The 16,038-nt window shown below is 69.7% G+C and carries 13 protein-coding genes; 4 read left to right on the top strand and 9 right to left on the bottom strand.

From position 1 onward, the window contains the following. Positions 1-31 precede the first annotated feature (31 nt). Complete coding sequence (locus OV427_RS17440; RefSeq protein ID WP_267857253.1) at positions 32-2,518, bottom strand: efflux RND transporter permease subunit; 2,487 nt, start codon at positions 2,516-2,518, stop codon at positions 32-34. Positions 2,519-2,962: 444 nt separating this feature from the next. Here OV427_RS17440 and OV427_RS17435 point away from each other — a divergent pair, with 444 nt between their 5' ends. Together OV427_RS17435 and OV427_RS17430 are read left to right on the top strand one after the other, a co-directional pair. After that, a complete protein-coding gene (locus OV427_RS17435; RefSeq protein WP_267857252.1) occupies positions 2,963-5,437 on the top strand; it encodes an efflux RND transporter permease subunit in 2,475 nt (824 codons plus the stop codon). Positions 5,438-5,529: 92 nt separating this feature from the next. Next, positions 5,530-5,799, top strand: coding sequence for a hypothetical protein (locus OV427_RS17430; protein ID WP_267857251.1), 270 nt, complete (start codon positions 5,530-5,532; stop codon positions 5,797-5,799). A 7-nt stretch (positions 5,800-5,806) separates the two neighbouring features. On the opposite strand, the gene OV427_RS17425 is transcribed toward OV427_RS17430, so the two are convergent. Beyond that, entirely contained in the window at positions 5,807-6,850 is a 1,044-nt protein-coding gene (locus OV427_RS17425) for an LLM class flavin-dependent oxidoreductase (protein ID WP_267857250.1), read from the bottom strand. A gap of 111 nt (positions 6,851-6,961) precedes the next feature. Then, positions 6,962-7,798 carry a hypothetical protein gene (locus OV427_RS17420; protein ID WP_267857249.1) on the bottom strand — a complete coding sequence of 279 codons (837 nt, stop codon included), beginning with the start codon at positions 7,796-7,798 and terminating at the stop codon, positions 6,962-6,964. Positions 7,799-7,950: 152 nt separating this feature from the next. Between OV427_RS17420 and OV427_RS17415 the strand changes: the two genes are divergently transcribed. Together OV427_RS17415 and OV427_RS17410 are read left to right on the top strand one after the other, a co-directional pair. Beyond that, positions 7,951-8,871 (top strand): NAD(P)/FAD-dependent oxidoreductase, encoded by a 921-nt coding sequence (locus tag OV427_RS17415; RefSeq protein WP_267857248.1) that lies wholly within the window; start codon positions 7,951-7,953, stop codon positions 8,869-8,871. A gap of 40 nt (positions 8,872-8,911) precedes the next feature. Next, positions 8,912-9,796: an AraC family transcriptional regulator gene (locus OV427_RS17410; protein ID WP_267857247.1), complete on the top strand. Its 885-nt coding sequence runs from the start codon at positions 8,912-8,914 to the stop codon at positions 9,794-9,796. Positions 9,797-9,893: 97 nt separating this feature from the next. Here the strand turns inward: OV427_RS17410 and OV427_RS17405 are convergent, their stop codons facing one another. The 6 genes from OV427_RS17405 to OV427_RS17380 form a co-directional block, all read right to left on the bottom strand. Continuing rightward, positions 9,894-10,475 carry a protein-tyrosine phosphatase family protein gene (locus OV427_RS17405; protein WP_267857246.1) on the bottom strand — a complete coding sequence of 194 codons (582 nt, stop codon included), beginning with the start codon at positions 10,473-10,475 and terminating at the stop codon, positions 9,894-9,896. After that, a complete protein-coding gene (locus tag OV427_RS17400; protein WP_267857245.1) occupies positions 10,472-11,464 on the bottom strand; it encodes a hypothetical protein in 993 nt (330 codons plus the stop codon). The genes OV427_RS17405 and OV427_RS17400 overlap by 4 nt, the downstream gene beginning before the upstream one ends. Beyond that, on the bottom strand, positions 11,454-12,698 hold the full coding sequence (locus OV427_RS17395) for a GtrA family protein (RefSeq protein ID WP_267857244.1): 1,245 nt from the start codon (positions 12,696-12,698) through the stop codon (positions 11,454-11,456). Before OV427_RS17395 ends, OV427_RS17400 begins: the two co-directional genes overlap by 11 nt. Continuing rightward, positions 12,691-13,620 carry a phosphatase PAP2 family protein gene (locus tag OV427_RS17390; protein WP_267857243.1) on the bottom strand — a complete coding sequence of 310 codons (930 nt, stop codon included), beginning with the start codon at positions 13,618-13,620 and terminating at the stop codon, positions 12,691-12,693. The genes OV427_RS17395 and OV427_RS17390 overlap by 8 nt, the downstream gene beginning before the upstream one ends. Continuing rightward, complete coding sequence (locus OV427_RS17385; protein ID WP_267857242.1) at positions 13,598-14,932, bottom strand: inositol-3-phosphate synthase; 1,335 nt, start codon at positions 14,930-14,932, stop codon at positions 13,598-13,600. Before OV427_RS17385 ends, OV427_RS17390 begins: the two co-directional genes overlap by 23 nt. A gap of 486 nt (positions 14,933-15,418) precedes the next feature. After that, on the bottom strand, positions 15,419-15,943 hold the full coding sequence (locus OV427_RS17380) for a pyridoxamine 5'-phosphate oxidase family protein (RefSeq protein ID WP_267857241.1): 525 nt from the start codon (positions 15,941-15,943) through the stop codon (positions 15,419-15,421). Between the last annotated feature and the right edge of the window lie 95 nt (positions 15,944-16,038).

Genomic DNA, 16,038 nt, shown 5'->3' with positions numbered 1-16,038 from the left:
CTCCCTTCGTGGGTGTGCGTCCTTCAGCGTTTCAGCTCGTGTGCGTGGCGGGCTTCGGGCCCGGAGGCCCCGCCACCGTCGTTTCCTTCTCCTGCGCGCGGCGCGCCCGGTGGAGCCGCAGCCGGCGCTCGGAGAGCACCAGCAGCAGGGCCGGGAAGGCCACCAGCATGATGAGCAGGTTGCTGGCGAAGCCCAGGTTGGCCACCACGCCAATGGAGTTGAGGCCCGGGTGGTCCGCGAGGAAGAGCGCGCCGAAGCCCATCGCGCTCGTCAGCAGGCCGCCGCAGATGGCCCGTCCCGTCTCCGAGTACACCGCGACGAAGTCGCTGCTCGGCGACGACAGGCGCGTCAGCAGGTGCACGCCCGCGTCCACCGTGGTGCCGATGAGCACCGGGACGACGAGGATGTTGAGGTAGTTGAACTCCACCCCCATCAGCGGCATCAACCCCACCAGCGCCAGCAGCGACACCACCGTGGGCGCCAGGCACAACAGCGCCATGCGCAGCCCGCCCAGCGTGGCCCACATGGCCAGCAGCACCGCCAGCGTCGCGCCGCCGAGGATGAGCGGCCCCTCGTGCGTCACCATGTCCAGGATGTCCGCCATCACCATCGCCTCACCCGCGATGGGGCTGCGCTGGACGCCCTCGGGGTCCACGCCGCGCACCTCTCGCGCCAGCGCGCGGACGGCCTTCCCGTCCGACAGGCTCACCGACGGGTACACCATGACGAAGCCGCCCGCGCCGCCCTGCCGGCTCTCGAACTGCTGCCGCACGCTGGCCGGGAGATCCTCCTGCGTGAAGGGCTGCGCCTTGACCTCGCGGCGCAGGGACGCCAGTTGCTCGCGCTGCTGTGGCGACAGGCGCTCCTCCGGGACGTCCTCCAGCTGCTTCGACAGGCTTTGGAGCACGGCCTGCTTCGCCTGCTGGTCCGCCGGGACGAGCGACGACAGCGAGGCCACGAAGTCGATGGTGGAGTCCTTGCCGTGTGCGCGCTGCGCCTCCTGGAGCGCGTGCACCATGGCCTGCTCCTGCTGGGGCGTGTCGGCGAGCACCACCACCGGCGTCTGCGAGTAGCCGATGATGCGGTTGACCTCGCGGTCCAGGACGAAGGAGGGCAGGCCCTCGTCCTCCAGCGAGCGGAAGTCGTAGTCGAAGCCCAGCCTGTGCACCTGCGTCAGCAGCCCCGCGAGCAGCACGGCCGACACGGCGGTGATGACCACCCGGTGCTTCACCAGCACGCGGCCCATGGGCGAGTGGCGGGGCGCGGCGGTCGCGAGCCGGGGTCGCCACCTCCAGCGGCACGCCAGCCCCAGCAGCGCGGGCAGCACCAGCACGTACGCGGCGATGAGCACCAGCATGCCCACGCCGGCGATGACGCCGAACTCACGGAACGCGCGGAAGCGCGAGGTGCCCAGCACGAAGAAGGTGAGCGCCGCCACCAGCGCGGACACCAGCGCCGCGCCGCCCGTGTGCGTGAAGGACTCGCGCGTGGCAGCTTCCGAGGACACGCCCTCGCCGCGCAGGTGCAGGTAGCGTCCCAACAGGTGGATGCCGTGCTCGATGCCGAGGCCGCCCAGAATCGCGCCGAGGAAGCCGGTGAGCAGATTCACCTGCCCGTACACCGCCGCCACCAGCCCGTACGTCCACGCCAGGCCCGCGCCCACCGGTGTCAGCACCAGTCCGACGGCCAGGGCGCTGCGGAAGTGGAAGAGGAGGTAGAGGAGCATCAGCGCCAGCGCCACCGCGGACGACACCGCGATGTCGCGCGAAATCTGCGCCTGCTGGTCCAGCTTCTTCTGGAAGGTGCCGGTGATGTTGACGCGGAAGTCGGAGCCGTACTTCGACACGTCCTGCGCGTCGAGCAGCGTGCGCACCTCGCCGATGATGCGGCGCGAGTACCCCAGGTCCGCGGAGGTGGTGTCCGGCTTGGCCAGCAGCACCACGCGGCGCGCGTCCGGGTCCAGGTAGTAGTCGCCCCCGTTGGTGGTCAGCCGCTGCCCCGCGCTGCCGCCGTACTTCTGTTCCAGGTCGGAGAAGTCCAGCGACGGCGGCCCCTCGTCCAGCAGGTCCACGTAGAGGGGATTGGCGCGCTGCTTCTCCCAGGTGATGCGCGCCTCCAGCCGGCGGGAGACTTCCTTCAAGTCGTCTTCGGACAGGAAGTAGAGCGCCCTGTCGCGGAAGAAGGCGCCAGGCCGCTTCACCTCCACGAAGCGGATGCCGGGCAGCGCTTCCAACTTCGGCGCCAGGTCATCCGCGAAGCGCTTGAGGGACTCGGCGTTTCCACCTTCGCCCACCACCGCCACCCAGCCGAGCGCGCCGAAGCGCTGCTCCAGCGCGTGCAGGTCCTGCACGCTCTCGAACGACTTCGGCAGCAGGTCCACCAGGTTGGCGTTGAGGCGCAGGTCCTTGGCGAAGAAGGCGCCCACCGCGGCCAGCACCACCGCCAGCAGCAAAGCCAGCGCGGGCCTGCGGTGGTTGTGGGCGGCCACGGCGCCCAGGGTGCGCTCCACACGCACCATCCACCTGCGCTCCCCGTGTGACGACGTCGTCGAGTCCGGTTCCATCGCTCGCCAGGGTCCGCCGTCCGGCCCACCGGCCCACCCGGTGGTACGGAGGACGGAGCGGCTTCCCCTCCCCCGGGTGCCCGCTGGCGTGGGCCCCATGTCGGGGGGCAACGTGCCCACTCCCGAGAGGCCATGCAGTCCCACGCCGCCTGCCTGTCCGCTCTCCGGGTGGGCGGCGCGGGCCCCGCTCATGGACGGGATTCACGCGGCTCACAGGGGGCGTTTCCAGGCCCGAAATCGCCGGACAGACGGGCGGGCGTCCCCGTGAAACCCTTGTTACAGAGGGCAGGTAATTCGTTACCTTACTTTCCGCCTTCCGGCATAAACGCGTTGACTCGACGGTTTGCGCGTGCCCAAGGTGGGTAGCGTTTGCCCAGTCAACACAGCGGGTGTCGCAACATGGATGAGAAGCGTTGGTCGGAGCGGTTCGAGGGGGCGATGGGTCGCCTGGCCGCACGGAACCACCGGCGGCCCCTTCAGGCCCTGCTGTTGACGCTGGTGCTGACGGTGGCGGGGCTCTTCTTCGCTCGGACGCTGTCGCTGAACGCGGACTTCGTGGGCCTGCTGCCCAAGAACTTCCCGTCCGTGCAGGACATCGACAAGCTGCGCAAGCGCTTCGGTGGCCAGGGCAACGTGGTGGTGGTGGGCATGGGCGCGGAGCCCGAGGCCCTCAAGCGCTTCGCGGACGACCTGGCGCCCAAGCTGGGGGAGCTGTCGGAGATCCGCTACGTGTCGCACCAGCGGCCGAGCGCCTTCTTCGACGAGCACGCGCTGTACTACGTCGACCTGCCGGACCTGAAGACCATCCAGGAGCGCATCGACGCGCGCATCACCTGGGAGAAGGAGCAGGCCAACCCGCTCTTCGTGCGGCTGGATGACGCGCCTCCGCCGTCCGTGGACTTCACCGACATCGAGCAGAAGTACACCGGCCGCGCCAACCAGCGCCTCTCCGGCCAGGGAGACCTGTACTACCTGGACACGACGGAGCGCATGGTGGTGCTGATGGCGAAGCCCCGGGGCAGCGCCGCCGACCTGAACTACTCGAAGAAGGTGGTGGGCCAGGTGGAGGACTTCCTGGCGAAGCAGGACCTGTCGAAGTACGGGCCGGGCTTCAAGACGGCGGTGACGGGCACCTTCAAGAAGAAGATCGACCAGCAGCGCGTCATCGTCAGTGACCTCGCGAGCGCGTCCACGCTGGCCATGGTGCTGCTGCTGGCCTACCTGGCCTTCCACTTCCGCAGCGCGCTGGCGGTGGGACTCACCATGGCGCCGGTGCTCGCGGGCCTGGCGTGGACGTACGGCTACGTGGGGCTGGCGTACGGGCAGGTGAATCTGCTCACGGGCTTCCTCGCGGCGGTGCTGGGCGGCCTGGGCGTGGAGCACGGCATCCACCTGTTGGGGCGCTACGGCACGCTGCGCTCGGAGGGGATGACGTCCGAGGCGGCGGTGGCGGAGTCCTTCCGGCACACCGGCTTCTCCGCGCTCATCTCCGCGATGGTGGCGGCGCTGACGTTCCTCTCGCTGGCCATGTCGGAGTTCCGAGCGTTCCGTGAGTTCGGTGTCATTGCCGCGGTGGGCATGCTGGTGAGCGTGTTCTCGTACGTGCTCATCCTGCCGGCGCTGCTGGGGCTGGCGTCGCGCTTCGGGTGGACGCCGCGGGTGCACGAGAGCTCGGCGGGGCCGCTGGGGCTGCTGGCGCGGTGGCTGCCGCGCTCGTACCGGGGCGTGGGGCTGGTGGTGGGCGCGGGCGTGATGGTGCTCGTGTCACAGGCGTACCGCGTGTCCTTCAACTACGACTCGCGCTCGCTGGAGGACTACAAGCAGGCGTCGGCGGTGCTGGACCAGAAGGTGAACAACATTCTCGGCTACTCGCAGACGCCGGTGGTGGTGCTGACGGACTCGCTGGACATGGAGCGCGAGGTGGTGCGCCAGTTGGAGGCGCGCAAGGCGGCGCGGGGCAAGGACTCCACCATCGACTTCGTGGGTGCGCTGGAGGACCTGGTGCCGCGGCAGCAGCCGGAGAAGCAGCAGGTGCTCCAGGCGATTGCGTCCAGGCTGGGCAAGCTGGACCCGGAGCGGCTGCCCCAGGACACGCGCGCCACGCTGACGCGGGCGCTGCACATGGCGGCGGCGAAGCCCTTCACGCAGGAGCAGCTGCCCACGAGCGTGCGCCACCAGTTCGAGAGCCTGGATGGGAGCACGGGCGGCGTGGTGCTGGTGTATGCGGGCGGCGTGAGTCTGTCGGACGGTGAGGGCACGCGGCGCTTCGCGAAGGAGGTGCGCGGCCTGCAGATGCCGGACGGCAGCCAGGTGTCCGCGGCGGGCGAGGCGCTCATCCTGGCGGACATCCTGGACATGGTGTCGCGCGAGGGTCCGCGCATCCTGGTGGCGGCGGTGCTGAGCGTGCTCGCGGCGATGTGGCTGACGCTGGGCAAGCTGCGCACGGCGCTCATCTGCATGCTGCCCACGCTGCTGTCCGTCATCGGGCTGGTGGGCCTGATGTCGGTGCTGGGCCTGCAGTTCAACTACCTGAACATCATGGTGCTGCCGGTGCTGATTGGCACCACGGTGGACGCGGGCGTGCACCTGGTGCAGCGGCTGGGCGAGCCGGGCGCGGACTTCATCTCCGTGTATGGCGAGACGGGCCGGGCGATTACGGGCGGCCTGCTGACGAGCGCGATTGGCTTCGTGGCGCTGATTCTCGCGAAGCACCCGGGCCTCAACTCGATTGGTGACCTGGCCAACCTGGGCTTCGGCATCAACATGGTCATCGTGCTGCTGGGCTTCCCGTCGCTGCTGCTGATGGTGGAGCGCTGGCGGCGCCGGCACGGCACCACGCCGGAGACGCCCGAGGAGCCCGCGCCCGAGGCGTGAGCCGTTGGCTGAGTCCCGGTGTCCTGGCTATGAAGGGCCATGAGGCCGCCGCGCCGGATGCGGCGGTCCCGAGCAAGACGGAAGGTGCGGCCATGACACGCGGATTGATTCGGAGCGGTGCAAGGCGGTGGCTGGTGGCGGCGGTGCTGGTGGCCGCCGCGGGCTGCAGCCACGGGAGCAAGAAGGACAAGCAGGGCGACGTGCGCTGTGCGGAGTCGAGAGACCTCACGTGCATCACCGGTGAGAACTGCACCCTGGACCGCGACCGCGGCTGCGAAGTGTGCCGGTGCGCCCCGGCCGACGCGCTCACGCCCACGGACAACCGGCGGCCCGAGGCGATGCAGCCGAGGACCTGGCCGTAGCGGCGGGCTAGCGGGCCTCCGCCGCCGTCGCGGTGGCGGGCCGCTGGAAGGCGCCGTCCATGGCCATGGCGTCATGGACCTGGGAGGCGATTTCGAACGAGTGCAGGCGCGCGGCGTGGTCGAAAATCTGGCCCGTCACCATCAACTCGTCCGCGCCGGTGCGCTCGATGAAGGACTCCAGTCCGCGGCGCACCGTGGACGGCGAGCCGATGACGGTGCACGAGAACATGTGCTCCAGGAAGGCGCGCTCGCCTTCCGTCCAGCGTCCTTCCATGCTGTCCACGGGCGGCTGGAGCGGGCCCGGCGTGCCGCGATGCAGGTTGATGAAGGCCTGCTGGAGGGACGTGGCCAGCCGCTGCGCCTCCGCGTCCGTGTCCGCCGCGAAGACGTTGATGCCGAGCATGGCGTACGGCTTCTGGAGTGACGCGGACGGCTTGAAGTTCGTCCGGTAGAGGTGCAGCGCCTGCATCATCTGGTCGGGCGCGAAGTGCGAAGCGAAGGCGAAGGGCAGGCCGAGCGCTGCCGCGAGCTGCGCGCTGAAGAGGCTGGAGCCGAGGAGCCAGAGCGGCACCCTCAAGCCCGCGCCCGGCACCGCGCGCACGGCCTGCTGCGGTGTGGCGGGCTCGAACCAGGCCTGCAGCTCCATGACGTCCTGCGGGAAGCTCTCCGCGCTGCTCATCAAGTCGCGGCGCAGCGCGCGGGCGGTGCGTTGGTCGGTGCCCGGCGCGCGCCCCAGGCCCAGGTCGATGCGGCCGGGGAAGAGGGCCTCCAGCGTGCCGAACTGCTCGGCGATGATGAGTGGCGCGTGGTTGGGGAGCATGACGCCGCCCGCGCCGACGCGGAGGGTGGAGGTGCCGCTGGCGACGTGGCAGATGACCACCGAGGTCGCCGCGCTGGCGATGCCCGTCATGTTGTGGTGCTCGGCCAGCCAGAAGCGCTTGAAGCCCCACCGCTCCGCGTGCTGGGCCAGGTCCAGCGTGTTGCGGAGGGCCTGACCGGCGTCACTGCCCTGGGGGATGGGGGAGAGGTCGAGGACGGAAAAGGGAATCATGGCCGTTACCTTTTGGCTGAAGCCGCTCTCTAACACCGGGGAGGGGCGAGCGCAGGCCGTTGTTCGGCGGCTCCCGCCGGTTTCGGGGAGCGGCTCAAAGGTGGCCATCGCTCAGCAGAGGAGCGGGTAGTCCGCCGGGCGGATGAGCAGCCGCCACCGTTCCCCGTCGCGGAACAGGAGCCCGGGCACGGCCTGGGCCTTCAGGCCCACGCGCACCAGGTACACCTCCTGGACCCCGGAACGGAGCGTGGCGACCCACGCGGTGGTGGGCTCCGCGTACTCGGCGAAGCTGGCGAAGAGGAGCCGCTGCTTCGCGTACAGGAGCGAGGCGCCCGGGCAGGTGAGACGGGTGAAGGGAGGCTGCTGCTCCTGGCGACAGTCCGTGAGCTGGAAGGGAGGGGCGAAGAAGTCCACTCCGCCCTGCCGTTCCTCGAGCACCGCGCTGGCGTCGCCGTGAGGCACCCAGCGGTAGGCGAGGGGGCGCAGTCCCTCGGGGAGGGGCGTGGCGGGGGTGCTCTCGTCCACGGGCACCTGGAACTCCTTCTCGGCCCACTGCTTCACGGTGGGGGCCTTCTCGGGCTTGCCGGGGAGTGGGGCGCTCAGAGTCCCTTCGACTCGCCCCGGCAGGGCGGCGAGCCCCTCTCCGACGTCGCCCGTGCCGGGCTCCTGTGTGTACACGCCCACGGTGTGGCACGTGGGCCGCCCGGAGTCGCACAGGTCGGTGCAGACGGCTTCGACGCGCTGGAAGCGGGCCGTGGCCAGGTCCTTCTTCCCGAGGAGCGTCATGAACTCGAGCCGGGACGCCACGTCCTCCGGGGCCTTGGCGCCGAGGACGACGCGGAACGTGCGGCCCTGCTGGTCCTCCAGGGCGTAGGGCGCGGTCCACCGCTCGGCAGCGGAGGCAGCGAGCGAGGCGAGCGTGAGTCCGAGCATCAGGGCGTTGCGCATGACGTCCTCCCGAAGCCGGCACAGGTTGCAAGGGGTGTTCCCGCGCGGAAGGAAGCGTCACCGTGGCCGGAGGGCCGCACACCCGAGGATGCGCCGATTCCGTGCGAAGCCGCGCCCTCCCGCGCAGGCGGGCTGGCGAATAGCCATTGGCCATGACGACCCAGACGAAGGACGTGGTGATTGTAGGTGGCGGCCCCGGGGGCCTGAGCGCGGCGCTGGTGCTGGGCCGTGGGCGCAAGAAGGTGCTCCTCTGCGACGCGGGCTCGCCCCGCAACGCGGCGGCCGAGCACATCCATGGCTTCGTCACCCGGGACGGCACGCCGCCCAAGGAGTTCCGCGGCATTGGCCGCGAGCAGCTCCGGCCCTACGACGTGGAGGTCCGCGACGTGCGGGTGGAGGGCATCGAGCGCATCGGCCCGCGCTTCCGTGTGCTGCTGGAGGGCGGCGACATGGTGGACACGCTGCGCGTGGTGCTGGTCACGGGCATGGTGGACGTGTTGCCGGACGTGCCCGGCTACAAGGCGCTGTGGGGCAAGGCCATCTTCCAGTGTCCCTACTGCCACGGCTGGGAGATTCAGGACCGGCAGTGGGGTGTGCTCGCATCGTCGGAGCTGATGCTCGACTTCAGCATGTTCGTGACGGGCTGGACGCGCGATGTGGTGGTGTTCACCGAGGGAGCCCTCGTGGTGTCCGCGGACAAGCGGGCGCAACTGGAGCGGGCGGGCGTCCGCCTGGAGGAGCGGCGAATCCGCCGGCTCGTGCCCACGGCGGATGGGAATGCGCTGGAGTCGGTGGAGCTGGAGGACGGGACGCGGGTGGCGCGGGAGTTCATCTTCGCCCGTCCGCCGCAGCGTCAGGTGGAGCTGGTGCAGCGGCTGGGACTCGCGCTGGACGAGCAGGGCTTCGTCAAGGTGAACGAGTTCCAGGAGACGTCCATCCCCGGCATCTTCGCGGCGGGGGACCTCACGACGATGCTGCAGGGCGCGCTCATCGCGGCGTCGCAGGGCGCGATGGTGGGATACAAGATGAACCACACCCTGAACATGGAGTTCGCGGGCGTCAGCCATGGGTGAGGTGGTTGAGCTCCGCGCGCCGGCTCGCTACGAAGGCCGCATGTCCTCCGAGTCGTGCACCCCGAAGCACTTCGTTTCGCAGACGCGGAGGGACTTCGAGCAGGGACGCCTCCCCATCATGGTGGAGCGGCTGCAGGTCCGAGGCTCGGGGATGCGAGGCCCCGCGTCCGTCCACACCTACGCCGTGGTGATGCTGGTGACGCGAGGCCAGTCCCGGGTGCGGCACGCGGGCGAGTTCGCGGTGCGCGCCGGGGACGTGCACCTCATTCCGCCCGGGGACCCGCATCGCGTGAGCGTGTCGGACGCGGAGGGCTGGGGGCTCGCCTTCCATCCGGAGGTGCTTGGTGGCACGGACGCCATGGGAGAGGGGGCGTCGCGGCTCGGGCCGTTGATGCGGGTGCGCCAGGGCTGTCACCCCGTGCTGCGGCCCACGGTGGTGCAGCGCCGCCGGCTGCTGCGGTGGATGCGGCTGTTGGGAGAGGAATTGGCGCACGCGGAGCGGGGCGGCGACGAGGCCGCGCTCGCGCTGCTGCGCCTGGTGCTCATCGAGCTGGAGCGCATGTCGTCGCCCGCCACGACGCAGGAGTCACCCTCGGTGGGACTGAGCCGCAAGGCGCTCACGTACATCGAGACCCACTGCATCGAGCCGCTGTCGCTCGCGAAGGTGGCGAGGGCGGTGGGGCGCTCGTCCGCGCACGTGGCGGGAGTGGTGCGTCAGGAGACGGGCCGCACCGTGGGCGAGTGGATTCTCGAGTGCCGCATGGCCGAGGCCCGCCGCCGCCTGAGAGGCACGGATGAGCGTGTGGACATCATCGCCGAGCGCGTGGGCTACGCGGACGTGACGCACTTCATCCGTCTGTTCCGCCGCGTGCACGGTGTCACTCCAGCCGCGTGGAGGCGCAGGGTGACGGTTCCGGAACCCTGAGACGGAGCATGGCTCCGAGCCTCGGCACGGTTCCAATCACCGCCCTTCACGAGCTTCGGTCGCTGCTGACGTTCCTGCTGTCGCCAGGGCGCGGTGACTACGCCGCGCGCTCGCCCGCCCGGGACTTCCACGCCTCGACGAAGTCCGCGAGTCCACCGAGCTGCCTGTCGTTCAGCGTGGACTGCCACCGCGCCTTGCGCAGCTCACGGTACGCCTCAGGCGCTTCCCAGCCGCGCGCCACCATGACGGCCAGGCCCATCAACGGGCCACGCCCCACGCCGTGCTCGCAGTGCGTGAAGAGGTGCCCGCCCTGCTCCACCCGGGGCAGCGCCCACTCCACGCCGCGCATCAACTGCTCCACGGAAGGCGGATACCGGTCCGTCACCGGCAGGTGGAAGAACTCGATTCCCAGCGCCGCCAGCGCCTTCGCGTCGTCGCAGCGCTCGGCGCGCAAATCAATCACCGCCGTGACTCCACGGGCCTTCAGCTCCGCGTACCGCGAGCGCGGCACGCCGCCGCCCACGTGGAGCCAGTCATTCACGCGCGACACGTTGAGGCCCTGCCCGGGCAGCTTCGTGGTCCACTCCACGCACCGCGCCACCGAGCGCAGCACCTGCTTGCGCACCCAGCCTCGAACTCCTGGCACATGGTGCACGTCGCGGAGCAGCGACACGCTCACTGGTCGCCCTCGAGCGTCACTTCCATCAGCCCCGCCACCGGCGGCTTCCCCGCGCGCTCCAGCACCGCGCGGTGCAGGTACGTCACCGGCGAGCCCACCACCGGCCTCACCAGCCCGGCCAGCATACCCAGGTCCTCCACCGGCGCGTTGCGCTGCAACAGCTGCGTGGAGCGCAGCACCAGCGCCGCGCCGCCGTCCCCGAAGACCTCCACCTTCCACACGCTGCGCTCCTTCGCGCCCTCGCGGCTGAGCGTGAAGTGCTCCAGGGGGTGGGGGTTGCCGCCCTCCTCCCACTCGTACACGGGGCCGAACTCACCATCCTGGCCCTCGCGCGCCAGCAGCACCATCCGCTCACCACCGCGCAGCGCGCGGAAGCGCACCCAGCGCTTGGCCAGCTTCGCCGGAGCAATCGTCGAGCGCGTGTGGTCCGCGTATCCGCCACCCACGCGCGTCTCCTCCGCGCCCTTGGGAAGCTGCAGCGTCACCCGCAGCGGACTGAAGGCCAGCGTCACCTCGTGGCGGTAGCGCGCGCTGCCCACCTCCACGTCGGAGCCCTCGGGGGACCGCGGCTGCACCGGCGCGGCGTACTCCAGCACCACCCGCCCGCCGTCCAGCGGCGCCTCCACCCGCGTGAAGCCACCCGCCGACCGCGCCGAGCACGTGCCCACCTGGAGCGTGCCGCTGGTCACGTCGTAGCTCCACTCCTTCTCGCCCACCTTCTTCTGCGGCGTCCACGCGCGCTGCCCGGGCTTGAGCACCGACGCGCGGCAGATGCCGTGGCGCGAGCCGGGGCCCAGGTTCGTCACCGACAGCTGCACCAGGACAAAGGTGCCGTCCTCCAGGTCCCCGATGAAGGTGAAGCTCTCCCCGTAGTTGTCGAGCGGGGAGGGCGCCGGCTCCAGCCCCGCGCCCGCCGCCCGTCCGGGCAGCGCGAGCGTGGTGAGGAGCACCACCACCATCAGGACCTGAAAGAGGACTTTACGCAGCATGTGGGCGCTGCTCCAGGAGCGCATCCGGCGAGGCGTTGTCGTTGAAGACATAATCGCGCTGCAGGGGCAGGTTCCACGCGAAGTACACGACGCCGCGCACCAGCCACCAACCCAACGCGTAGGGCAGTTGCGGATGCAACGTGAACAGCGCCACGCCGCCCGCGTTGAGCAGCGCGCTCGTCCCGCTCACCACCGCGTAGCGCGCCAACTGCCGCGACACCGCGGCGGTGCTCTTGAAGGTGAACACGCGGTTGATGGAGTAGTTCACCACCGCGCCCAGCACGGAGCCCACCACCGTGGCCCAGGCGGGCAGGATGCCCAGCCACTCCACCAGCAGCAGCACCAGCGCGAAGTCCGCCGCCGTGGCGACCGCGCCCGCCACCGCGTTGAGGCCGTAGATGGCCTTCTCGGAGCGCGCCTCCTGCCGCTTCGGCGCCAGCGCCCTCACCAGGTTCCGGAAGCGGGTGATGGCCGTGTAGTTGCTCATGATGGACACGAACACCAGGCCCACCACCGCCAGCCAGTGCATGGGGTGCTTCTCCTGGGGCCAGAAGACGGCCTCGAGAATCGGCGACAGCGCCGTGCCCACGCCCAGGAAGAGCACCCGCTCCAGCCGCTGCATGGCGCCATCCCGCACGCTCACGCCCAGGCCCTCGCCCTTGGCGCGCACATACGGCACCAGCGACGAGCCGAGCAGCGCCATCAGCGCGGGCAAGAGCACCCACGTGTCCCGGTAGTACCAGGCCAGGCCCATCAACATCGCCGAGTCCACGTACCGGTCCAGCACCGAGTCCAGCGCCGCGCCGGCCGGGTTGGCCTCCTTGCGCGTGCGGGCGATGCGGCCGTCCATCACGTCGAGGATGCCCGCGAAGAGGAACAGCCAGCCGCCCAGCGCGAAGCGGCCCGCCGCCAGCGCCACGCCGGCGGAGATGCCCAGGAGGCCCGACAGCATGGACAGCGCGTTGGCCGGCAGGCCCGAGCGCAGAATCACCGCCCACAGCGGCTGGATGACCCAGAAGAAGTAGTGCCGGAGGAAGAAGCCCACCAGCACCGTGCTGCCGCGCTTGAGCGTCTCCTCGTCGCGGGGGATGCCCTTGAAGGCGCACCGGATGCAGAAGAGCAGCAGCCCTCCGAGGAAGTAGGCACAGGCCAGAATCGCGGGGGCCAGCGCCGTCCAGATGCGGGCCGACGGAGACAGGTTTCCGCTCAGCCACGCCACCAGGTTCTCAAGCACGGGTGTCTCCTCTAGAAGTCGTCAGGGGCACTGCGATGGGCGCGGGCGCCGTACGGCGCGCGAACACCGCCTCCACCACCAGGAAGGCGGCGAGGGCCGCGGTCAACCCCGCGAGCACGTCCAGGATGTAGTGGTGCGTCAGGTACACGGCGGAGAACGACACCAGCGCCGAGAACAGCGCCGCGGGCACGCGCCAGGCCCAGCCCTTGTGCCACAGGAAGAACACCATCATGAACGGGTAGGACGCGTGCAGTGACGGCATCGCCCCGAAGACGTTGGTGTTCCGCGCGTAGAAGCTGGCGAAGTAGTGGATGCCCAGCAGCGCGTCGAAGCGCGCCGTACCCGCCGGACTGGGCAGGGCCGCGAGGTCCGCGGGGCCGGGGCCGTACTTCAGGACGTACCAGGGGGGCGCCGCCGGGTAGACGAGGTAGATGACCACGCCAATGGCGTTCACCAGCAGGAAGGCCCAGCACACCTTTTCGAAGCGCGTGTCCTTCTTCACGAAGAAGAAGATGGCCACGGCGAAGACCTCGTACAGGTAGGCCGCGTACGAGAAGCCACAGATGAGGTCCAGCACCGGATGGAACCGGGTGGCCCACCACTCGGGCCAGTTGAGACCGCCGGGGGCGGGGAACAGTCGGCGCTCCAACTCCCACAGGTCACCCGTGTGGATGGTGCCCCGGAGGAACAGCCAGAGTCCCTGGCTGTCCAGCAGCATACCGGTCAGCCATAGCGGGAGCCCGCCTGCCAGGAAGCGCCGCGTCCGGGGGCCCGCCCAGGCCACCCCCAGCAGCAGCGCGTCCGCGGCGACGTGGTCCCACCGGAGCCGACCGGTGGCCGCCACCAGCGCCACATGGCCCACACCCAGAAAGGTGACGAGCCATGTGAACGGCGTGGCTCTACTTGGAGAGCGGGAGGTCATCCCCGTAGTAGTCGAGTCCGAGGTGGGTGATGGGCTCTTCACCAGCAACGACGCGCAGCGTGTTCTTCAGCTTGGTGAGCTGGATGAACAGGTCGTGCTCCACCGGAAGGCCCGGCATGGCCATGGGGCTCTTGAAGTAGAAGGACATCCACTCCTGGATGCCGCGCCACTCCAGCCGCTTCGCCAGGTCCAGGAACAGCGCGATGTCCAGGACGAGCGGCGCCGCGAGGATGGAGTCGCGGCAGAGGAAGTTGACCTTGATCTGCATCGGGTAGCCCAGCCACCCGACGATGTCGATGTTGTCCCAACCCTCCTTCGCGTCGCCGCGGGGCGGGTAGTAGTGGATGGACACCTTGTGCGCGTACTTCTTGTACAGCTCGGGGTAGAGCTCCGGCTGCAGGATGGTGTCCAGCACGCTCGACTTGGTGACTTCCTTGGCCTTGAAGGCCGCGGGGTCGTCGAGCACCTCGCCGTCGCGGTTGCCGAGGATGTTGGTGGAGAACCAGCCCTCGAGGCCCAGCATGCGCGCCTTGAGCGCGGGGGCGATGACCGTCTTCATCATCGTCTGGCCGCTCTTGAGGTCTCGCCCGGCGACGGGGATGCCCTCCAGCTTCGCCAGCTCCTGCAGCGCGGGCGTGTCCACGCTGGCGTTGGGCGTGGCGTTGGCGAAGGGCACGCCCTCCTTCAGGGCCGCGTAGGTGTAGAGCGCGGTGGGGTTGATGTCCGGGCTGTTCTCGTCGAGCGCCTTCTCGAAGGCGGCCAGCGTCTTGAAGGAGTCCGGCAGCGGACGGAAGGTCTCCACGCTGCTGCACACCACCATCACGGCGCGCTTGGCGTTGAGCTCCTTCTTGAAGTCGCGGATGTCCTGGCGCAGCGCCTCGATGCTCTCGCGGTGCGTCTTGGTGGACTTGGTGTGGTTCGCCTCGATGCGGCGGACGAACTCGGCGTCGTGCACGCCCTTCTTCGGCTTGATGCCCTGCAGGAAGGGCTTCACCTGCTCCAGGTGCTTGTCGTTCAGCACGCCGGAGCGCACCGCGACCTGGTACGCGTCCTCGCTGATGATGTCCCACGCGCCGAAGACGACGTCCTGCAGCTGGGCCAGGGGCACCAGCTCGCCGAGCTTCACGGTGCGGCCGTCGGTGCGCTTGCCCAGGCGTGCCGTGCCCATCTGCGTCAGCGAGCCGATGGGCTGACCCTTGCCCTGACGTGCCAGCTCCACGCCCGCCATCAGCGTCGTGGACACCGCGCCCAGGCCAGGCACCAACACCGCCAGCTTGCCCTCGGGCTTCGAGACCGACCTCTTGTTTTCCATCTTGGAGTTCCTTCGAAGGGCGGAAACAGGACCGCCCCGCTAGACGTATTCGAGTCCGCCGTATGCAACACCCTCAGTACGATACCAATGGGGCATGCGGAAAATCTCGAAAGCGGATGGTTGATACTCTAAAGCGTTGTTGACTTCAACGTGATGTGATTCGCGCGCTCGTACCACGGTCGGAGTCGCTCTGAATGGATCAGCCAGGCGCCAGCTACAAGGCACGGCGAACGGGGCTGTCAGAGAAACACCACGACGTCCGGCGGATGACACCCACCTGACCATACGCGGCAACCTGGCCGAGGGTTTTTTGTGACCCAGGCTCGCGCGAGGCGGAGGGGGTGTGGGTGTGGCCTACAGGGGTGTGTGACGCGCCGGCCCGGCGGGCCCTCTCATGGCGTCCGCGCGGGGCCGGCGCAACCGGAATTCTTGGAAGAAGAGACGGCGCCCGGAGCGGTGCGGCCGTCCCTCCTTATATAGTGTGGCTCAGTGCGGCAGCGGGGCGTCGCCCATATCCAGCTTCTGGTTGTCGCCGGGCTTGTACGTCTCACCGGTGAGGGCGGCCTTCACCATGCCGGCCAGTTGCACCATGCGGCTGTTGGGGGTGTCCCAGTACTCGGCGCGCTCCACGCGCACGCACAGCAGGGCGAGCTCCGGATCATCCAGCCCGTCAGGGAACCAGGCCTTGAGGGTGGGGTTCCACAGCTCGCGGGCCTTCTGCTTGTCGAGCACCAGGCGGCAGCGGCCGCTCACGGAGACGTAGCGGTCTCTGGTGGGGTCCGAGTACGCGAGGCTGACGTGGTGGTCGTGCTCCACCTCGCCCACCTTGGGCGAGTGCTCGCGGGTGAAGAACCACAGCTCCCCGTCGAAGTCCCTGTCGTGGGTCCACATGGGGCGGCTGCGCAGGCTGCCGTCCTCCTCCACGGTGGTCATCATCGCGACCTTGATGCCCTTGATGAGGTCTCCGAAGTGTTGGACGACCTCGTGTGTGTCCTTCTTCTTGCTCGCCATGGCTGCTCCTCCCTGGGCGCTCAAGGTAGGTCGTGCGGAGGGCACCGGGCATGGAAGGGCCCCCTGCTCGCCGCCAGGGCAGGCAGGCGGTGTGG

The sequence above is a fragment of the Pyxidicoccus sp. MSG2 genome, assembly GCF_026626705.1.
GTDB lineage: Bacteria > Myxococcota > Myxococcia > Myxococcales > Myxococcaceae > Myxococcus.
The sequence above is the reverse complement of the archived record's forward strand: the minus strand, read 5'-3'. Positions and strand labels throughout refer to the sequence as shown.